Source organism: Aestuariivirga sp. (assembly GCF_037139295.1).
Lineage (GTDB): Bacteria > Pseudomonadota > Alphaproteobacteria > Rhizobiales > Aestuariivirgaceae > Aestuariivirga.
In genome coordinates this window covers 1-5,645 of sequence record NZ_JBAXGR010000156.1, presented here as the reverse complement: position 1 = coordinate 5,645, position 5,645 = coordinate 1, and the positions used below count along the sequence as shown (strand labels likewise).

Here is a 5,645-nt window from a genome sequence, read left to right as displayed (position 1 = left end):
ACCGGAATGCTCAGCGTCCGCGCAAATTCGACCTGGGTCATGCCCATCTGCTCGCGGATGCGGGCAGGCGGCAGGTCCTCGATAAAGGTACCAAGCGCCGCATCAGGGCTCTCGCCATCCTCACGCATGTGGCGAGCGATATCCTCTTCACTCGTCGCGTCGATCCTCGCACGATCCGCCGTCGGGCGCGACGCCTTGATCTGTTCCAGTGTCATGCGAGCCATAGCGCGCTTCCTCCTGTTCGCCTTGCGGGCGGATATGATCCAACGAAGGCCATCGCGATCCGTGTAGATGACCACGAGAACGACGCCATCGATCTCGCCGATCGCCTTGATCCGACGTTCGCCGTAATCCTCCCGGTCATCGACTTGCGTGAGAACACGCCCGAGAAAGATCTGCGCTGCAAAATCGAAACCGAAGCCGCGCTCCTGCAGGTTCCACTCGTGCTTGGCGTCATGCCAGTCGAATTCCATCGGGAACATATACGCTGATAGCGTAGTTCTGTCGAGGGAAAACTACGCTGACAGCGTAGCTCGCACGGGGGGGGGCGAGCAATGACTTCCAGCTGTGACCTATCAAGGCTCCGCCGCAGCGATACGTTGCCTCTCCCGCTCGCGGTCTGCCGGGATAGCTGCCAAGTGGCGCGCTCCCCTGCAACCGACAGAGCAGATCACGATCAATAGGCAATGCTCCAACTTGATCCACTGCCCATGCGCGAGACTGGCGACACCGGAACTGGGGGCTGAGCGGCCCACCTCGGAGGCCAGCTCCCCGCCGCAGCGGCGCCAATTCAAGCGAGATAGGTAGTCAGAGCCCCAACTCCTTCCGTCTCACCAGGTCGCGTCGTAAACTCCTCCCTCATCCGCCAGTCGGTGGATCGAGTGGCGCGCGCCATAACACACATCGACCGGAACACCCTACACACGAGGGGAGGACATGAATGATCGAACGCCACCGCCCCGCGGACCACAAGCGGCGCGCGTCTTCCAAGTTGTGGAGGGCGCTCCGCCGCCTCGACTGCGAGACGGTGGCGGCGGGCGGGGCGGAGCGTCAAGCAGGGGCTGGAGTAGCGTGAACGCCGTCACGGAGGTAGGAGCACTGCGGGGCGTGGGCCGTCACCGCGTCAGGGCACGCGCCCACGAGCCAGTATCTCGGCCCCCGTCGGTGGAAATTTCTGAGTGGTAATGTCCATGCAAAAAACTCAAGACAGCCCATTGGCAGCACCCCTCGCGGCCACGCTGGCGCTGGCGGCACTGATCGGATTTCTGACGCTGACGCCAATTCAGAACCCGGGCGTGCCGGGGACTGATAAGAGCCACCACCTGATCGGCTTCGCGGCGCTCGCACTTCCCCTGTCGTTCTCGCGGCCACGCCTGGCCCCCTGGGTCGTGCTCGCCGCAATCGCCTACGGCGGCGCCATCGAAATCATCCAGCCCTATGTTGGGCGGAGCGGGGAAGTCCTCGACCTCGCGGCGGACGCAATGGGCGCCGTCCTCGGGGGCGCCGCGGGCGTCGGGCTTCGGTGGCTTCGCGGCCGCCTGCAGTGACCGCGGGCCCGTGGCGCGCGTATTGCGCCGGCAGTGGAAAATCTAGTTATACAGCTCTGAGATGCGGGTCGGCAAATTGCCGAGCCCCCGGGAAATTCCGCTCCAGCCATGGCTCCGCGTCAGCGACAGGCTTGCGCGCGTTCCTAAAGGTGCGCTTCGATCATGTAGATGATCGAGCAGATTACCATTCTGGCAATGGTACTTCGCCTGCGCCACCCTAGAAGCGTGGACGTACTGGTCGGCGTGATCATGGGCAAGACGACTGGCAATCATCGGATCCCAATTGCGTCAATCACAGCATGGAAATTTCGCTGGTCCCGTAATTCGGTCCCTCGCCAACTCTTTGCCGATCGGACACTTAGCTGGATAAACTCGTTATAGGGTTCATGCCGCATGGTGCGCCAGATTTGCCACGATGCGGAACAACAGCGATGACCCGGCTGCTTCGACCCGACCCGCCACGCCAGGGCAAATCGTGGGGGTGCCGGATGTTGCGGGGGGAGTACTGGCAACGCGCGCGGCACAAACGGCGGCGCAAGCTGCTCCCCCAGCCGCACGTCACCGGCACGCTGCATCACACGTGCTTTCGTCCACCCGTGTCATGGAACCAATCGTCGGGGTAAGGATACCACCAATCCTGCAGCACAGGCTTGTGATCGATGATGACCATCTTGGAGCGCCGGAACGCATCCATGCCCTGTCGCGACAGCTCGCGCCCGAGGCCGGAATTCTTCCAGCCACCGAAAGGCAGGGCATCATTATCGATGAGTGGGTTGTTGACCCAGACCATACCGGACTCGAGCCGCTCCGCGGCCTCCATTGCCTCTTCGAGTACCGTGGTGAAGACCGAGGCCCCCAGTCCGAAGGCGCTGTCATTGGCGGCTGTGATCGCCTGCTCGAAGTCCGTGACACGGCATACGGCGACGACGGGGCCGAAGCATTCCTCGCGCATGATGGCCATGTCGCTGGTCACGTTGGTGAGGACCGTCGGCTCATAGAACCAGCCCCTCTCATGCTCTGGCGGGATGCGGCCTCCGGTAACGACACGAGCGCCCTTGGCGCGCGCATCTTCGACCAGCCGCATCACCCTGCCGCGCGCGGCTTCGCTGACCAGCGGGCCTATCTCCGAGCGGCCCAGCCCATGGCCGATCCGCAACTGCCTTGCCCGTTCGGCAAGCGCTGCCACAAAGCTGTCGTGGACCGCATCGACGGCGTAGATACGCTCGGCTGAGGTGCAGACCTGACCGGAGAGATGGAAGGCCGCAGTCGCGGCGCCGGCCGCCGCGATGTCGACCGGCGCCGAAGCGCAGATGATCATGGGATCGCTACCGCCCGCCTCGATGACGGCAGGCTTCAGGTTCGAGGCTGCGGCAACGGCCACCGCCTTGCCCGCGGCCACCGACCCGGTGAAGGCCACGGCATGCGTCTGGGGAGACGCGATCAGCGCCTCCGCCACCGCGGCGCCGCCAGGCAGGCAGGCGATCAGCCCGTCGGGCAAGGCGGAAAAGACCTTCATGAATTCGAGCGTGCTGAGCGATGTTGCAGGTGCCGGCTTCACGATACACCCATTGCCGCAGGCCAGCGAGGCAGCCACTGTCCAGCACATCAGCAGCACCGGAAAGTTGAACGGCATGATATGCACCGAGACGCCCAGCGGTTCGTAGCGCGCGAACTGGAAGGAGCCGGCCTGGGTGGTGCCCGCGACCTTCCCCGCATCATCGCGCGCCATCTCGGCATAATACCTGAAAACCGGTGCGCAATTGGCAAGCTCGCCGATGGCTTCTGGGTAGGGCTTCCCCATCTCGCGGGTCATCAATTCGGCGCAGTGGCGGAAGTCCGCCCGCTCAATGGCGTTAGCAACTTCGTGAAGCAGCTTGGCGCGTGACTTCGCGTCGACGGCCTTCCACTTGCGCTGTGCCGCATTGACCGCCGTGATGACGGAGGTGATCTCGTCGCTGGTCGACTCCGCGATGCGACCGACCGGCAAGAGATTGCCGGGATCGATCACATCGTGGCCGGGGCCATGTGCCGCAGCGAAATGCGGATTGAGGAAATAGTGCGGCGTGCCGGGGTCGAAACTCATCATCGGATCATGTAGACCTTGGTGATCTCCTCGTGCACGGTGCACACACCCTTCCAGTCCTTGGGAAAGAAGGCCGCCGTGTCCGGCTTGATCTCAATCACCTCGCCGCTCTCATGCACATAGGTGCAACGGCCCCTCAGGAAGTGACAGAACTCGTCGCGCGTGACATGGCAGAACCATTTGCCCGGCGTGCACTTCCAGAGGCCGCATTCGGATTCGCCGTTCGGCCCCTTGTGCAGTACCTTGCCGCTGGTGCGGCTCTCACCCTCGATCATGGTCGGAATGATTCCCCAGTCGACGAGATCGGTGACGGTGAAGGGGGATGTCCAGTAAGGCGTAACCATTGTCCTGCTCCTTTCTCAGACGAGCATATAGCTGTTGCGCATCGTTTCGTGCACGGTACATTCACCCGCCCACCCGGCGGGAAACATCACGGTCGTGCCCGCTGCCACCTCGATGACCTCGCCTTCGGTGGAGCGGTAGGTGGCCCGGCCCGACATGAAATAGCAGAGTTCGTCGCGCGGTATCGACAGCGTCCAGCGCCCCGGCGTGCAGACCCAGATGCCGCTCTCGGGCTGGTTGTTCGGCCCCTTGTAGAGAAGCCGCCCGCTCGAATGCGATGAACCATCGAGCGCATTGGGCTGTACGCCCCAGTCAGCAAGGTCCGAATGGGTGGAGGCATTGGGAATATGCGGTGCGGAACTCATGCGATGGCCTCGATCACCTTGGCGGCCTTGGTGGGGCCGTGCTTGCTACGCATCTGGCGCGAGGTCTTCTTCAGACGCGCCTTCATCTTCTTGTCAGTCAACATGGCCATGATCTTGTCCTGCATCTCAGCGTCGGTCCAATTGTAGCGGTCTAGCTTGAAGCCGTGGCCGGTTTCCTGGACGCGCGTGGCATTGTCGTGGCCATCCCACACATAAGGCATGATGATTGCCGGCTTGCCGAAATAGAGGCACTCGGTGAAGGAGTTGTTGCCGCCATGGTGGATCACCGCATCGACCTGCGGGATGACCGAGGGCTGCGGGAACCAGCTGTCGATGATGACATTGGGCGGAATGTCGGAATACTGGTCCTTGTAGTCGCCGACATTGACGAGCGCCCGCACCGGCATCTTGCCGAGCGATGCGATGAGCCTCTTCAGCAGGTCGACGTCGCCGGAGCCGAGCGAGCCGAAGCTCACATAGAGCAGCGGCTTGTCGTTGTTGGCCTTGAAGCGCGGCACGTCATAGGGCTTGTCCTTCCTGACGCAGCCCTCGAGATACTGGAACTGGCGCGCCGGCAGCTTGTGGCGGCGCTTGAACTTCACGGCACTCGGATAGAGCAGGATGTTCATGTGCGGGCTCGCCTCGAAGAACTGGCCGAGCGGATACTTGCGCTCGCCCACCGAGGTGAGGAAGCGATTGAACTCCTGGTGGATCGGCTTGATCACCGCGTTGAAGTGCTTGCGGTAGGCGGCCTGGGCCTTCTTGTCCTTGGCGCCCGCGCCTGAGAGATGAGGCGGAATGTCCGGATCCTCGATCTCGTTCTCCGAGCAGGAGATGATGCGCACCCAGGGCTTGCGGTTCTTCTTGGCGTAGCGCTTGATCGCCGGGAACAGGATGACGTTGTCGACGCAGACGACGTCGGGCTTCACCTGGTCGAGCACGCCGGGCAGGTCCTTCTCGGCCCACTTGGCGGTTTCCACGATCATGCTCCAGCAGTCCTTCACGTAGTTGTCGATCTGCTCATAGGGCGTCTTGCGGAAGTTGGGGATGTGGCCGTTGATGAAGTCGACCCAGAATTTCGCCATCTGCTCGGGCGGCAGAGGTTCCGACAGGTTCACCGCATGGGCCTCGAAGCCATAGCCCTTGTAGACGTCGAGGAAGCCCGGGTCCGACAGGAAGACCACCTTGTGGCCCAGTTTCTCCAGCGCCTGGCCGATGCCGACCGAATTGAGCGCCGGGCCGAAGGCCGCCTCGGGAAACAGCGCAATGACTTTTTTCGCCTTCTTGCGCGGCGCGGGCTTCTTCGCC

Annotated in this window: 7 protein-coding genes; 2 read left to right on the top strand and 5 right to left on the bottom strand. The window is 62.9% G+C overall.

The features are described from left to right. Positions 1 to 473, bottom strand: a 473-nt coding sequence (locus tag WCJ41_RS19875) for a BrnT family toxin (protein ID WP_336907576.1), incomplete at its 3' end; no start/stop codon positions are given. Between the two features lie 467 nt (positions 474 to 940). Between WCJ41_RS19875 and WCJ41_RS19870 the strand changes: the two genes are divergently transcribed. Both WCJ41_RS19870 and WCJ41_RS19865 read left to right on the top strand, forming a co-directional pair. Beyond that, positions 941 to 1,075: a hypothetical protein gene (locus tag WCJ41_RS19870; protein WP_336907575.1), complete on the top strand. Its 135-nt coding sequence runs from the start codon at positions 941 to 943 to the stop codon at positions 1,073 to 1,075. A 115-nt stretch (positions 1,076 to 1,190) separates the two neighbouring features. Then, a complete protein-coding gene (locus tag WCJ41_RS19865; RefSeq protein ID WP_336907574.1) occupies positions 1,191 to 1,547 on the top strand; it encodes a VanZ family protein in 357 nt (118 codons plus the stop codon). A gap of 574 nt (positions 1,548 to 2,121) precedes the next feature. On the opposite strand, the gene WCJ41_RS19860 is transcribed toward WCJ41_RS19865, so the two are convergent. From WCJ41_RS19860 to WCJ41_RS19845, 4 genes are read right to left on the bottom strand one after another with little or no spacing between them, the layout of a single operon-like run. Next, positions 2,122 to 3,630 carry an aldehyde dehydrogenase family protein gene (locus tag WCJ41_RS19860; RefSeq protein ID WP_336907573.1) on the bottom strand — a complete coding sequence of 503 codons (1,509 nt, stop codon included), beginning with the start codon at positions 3,628 to 3,630 and terminating at the stop codon, positions 2,122 to 2,124. Further along, on the bottom strand, positions 3,630 to 3,974 hold the full coding sequence (locus WCJ41_RS19855; protein WP_336907572.1) for a cupin domain-containing protein: 345 nt from the start codon (positions 3,972 to 3,974) through the stop codon (positions 3,630 to 3,632). Before WCJ41_RS19855 ends, WCJ41_RS19860 begins: the two co-directional genes overlap by 1 nt. Positions 3,975 to 3,989: 15 nt before the next feature. Further along, positions 3,990 to 4,337: a cupin domain-containing protein gene (locus WCJ41_RS19850; protein WP_336907571.1), complete on the bottom strand. Its 348-nt coding sequence runs from the start codon at positions 4,335 to 4,337 to the stop codon at positions 3,990 to 3,992. Continuing rightward, positions 4,334 to 5,605, bottom strand: coding sequence for a glycosyltransferase (locus WCJ41_RS19845; RefSeq protein WP_336907577.1), 1,272 nt, complete (start codon positions 5,603 to 5,605; stop codon positions 4,334 to 4,336). The genes WCJ41_RS19850 and WCJ41_RS19845 overlap by 4 nt, the downstream gene beginning before the upstream one ends. Between the last annotated feature and the right edge of the window lie 40 nt (positions 5,606 to 5,645).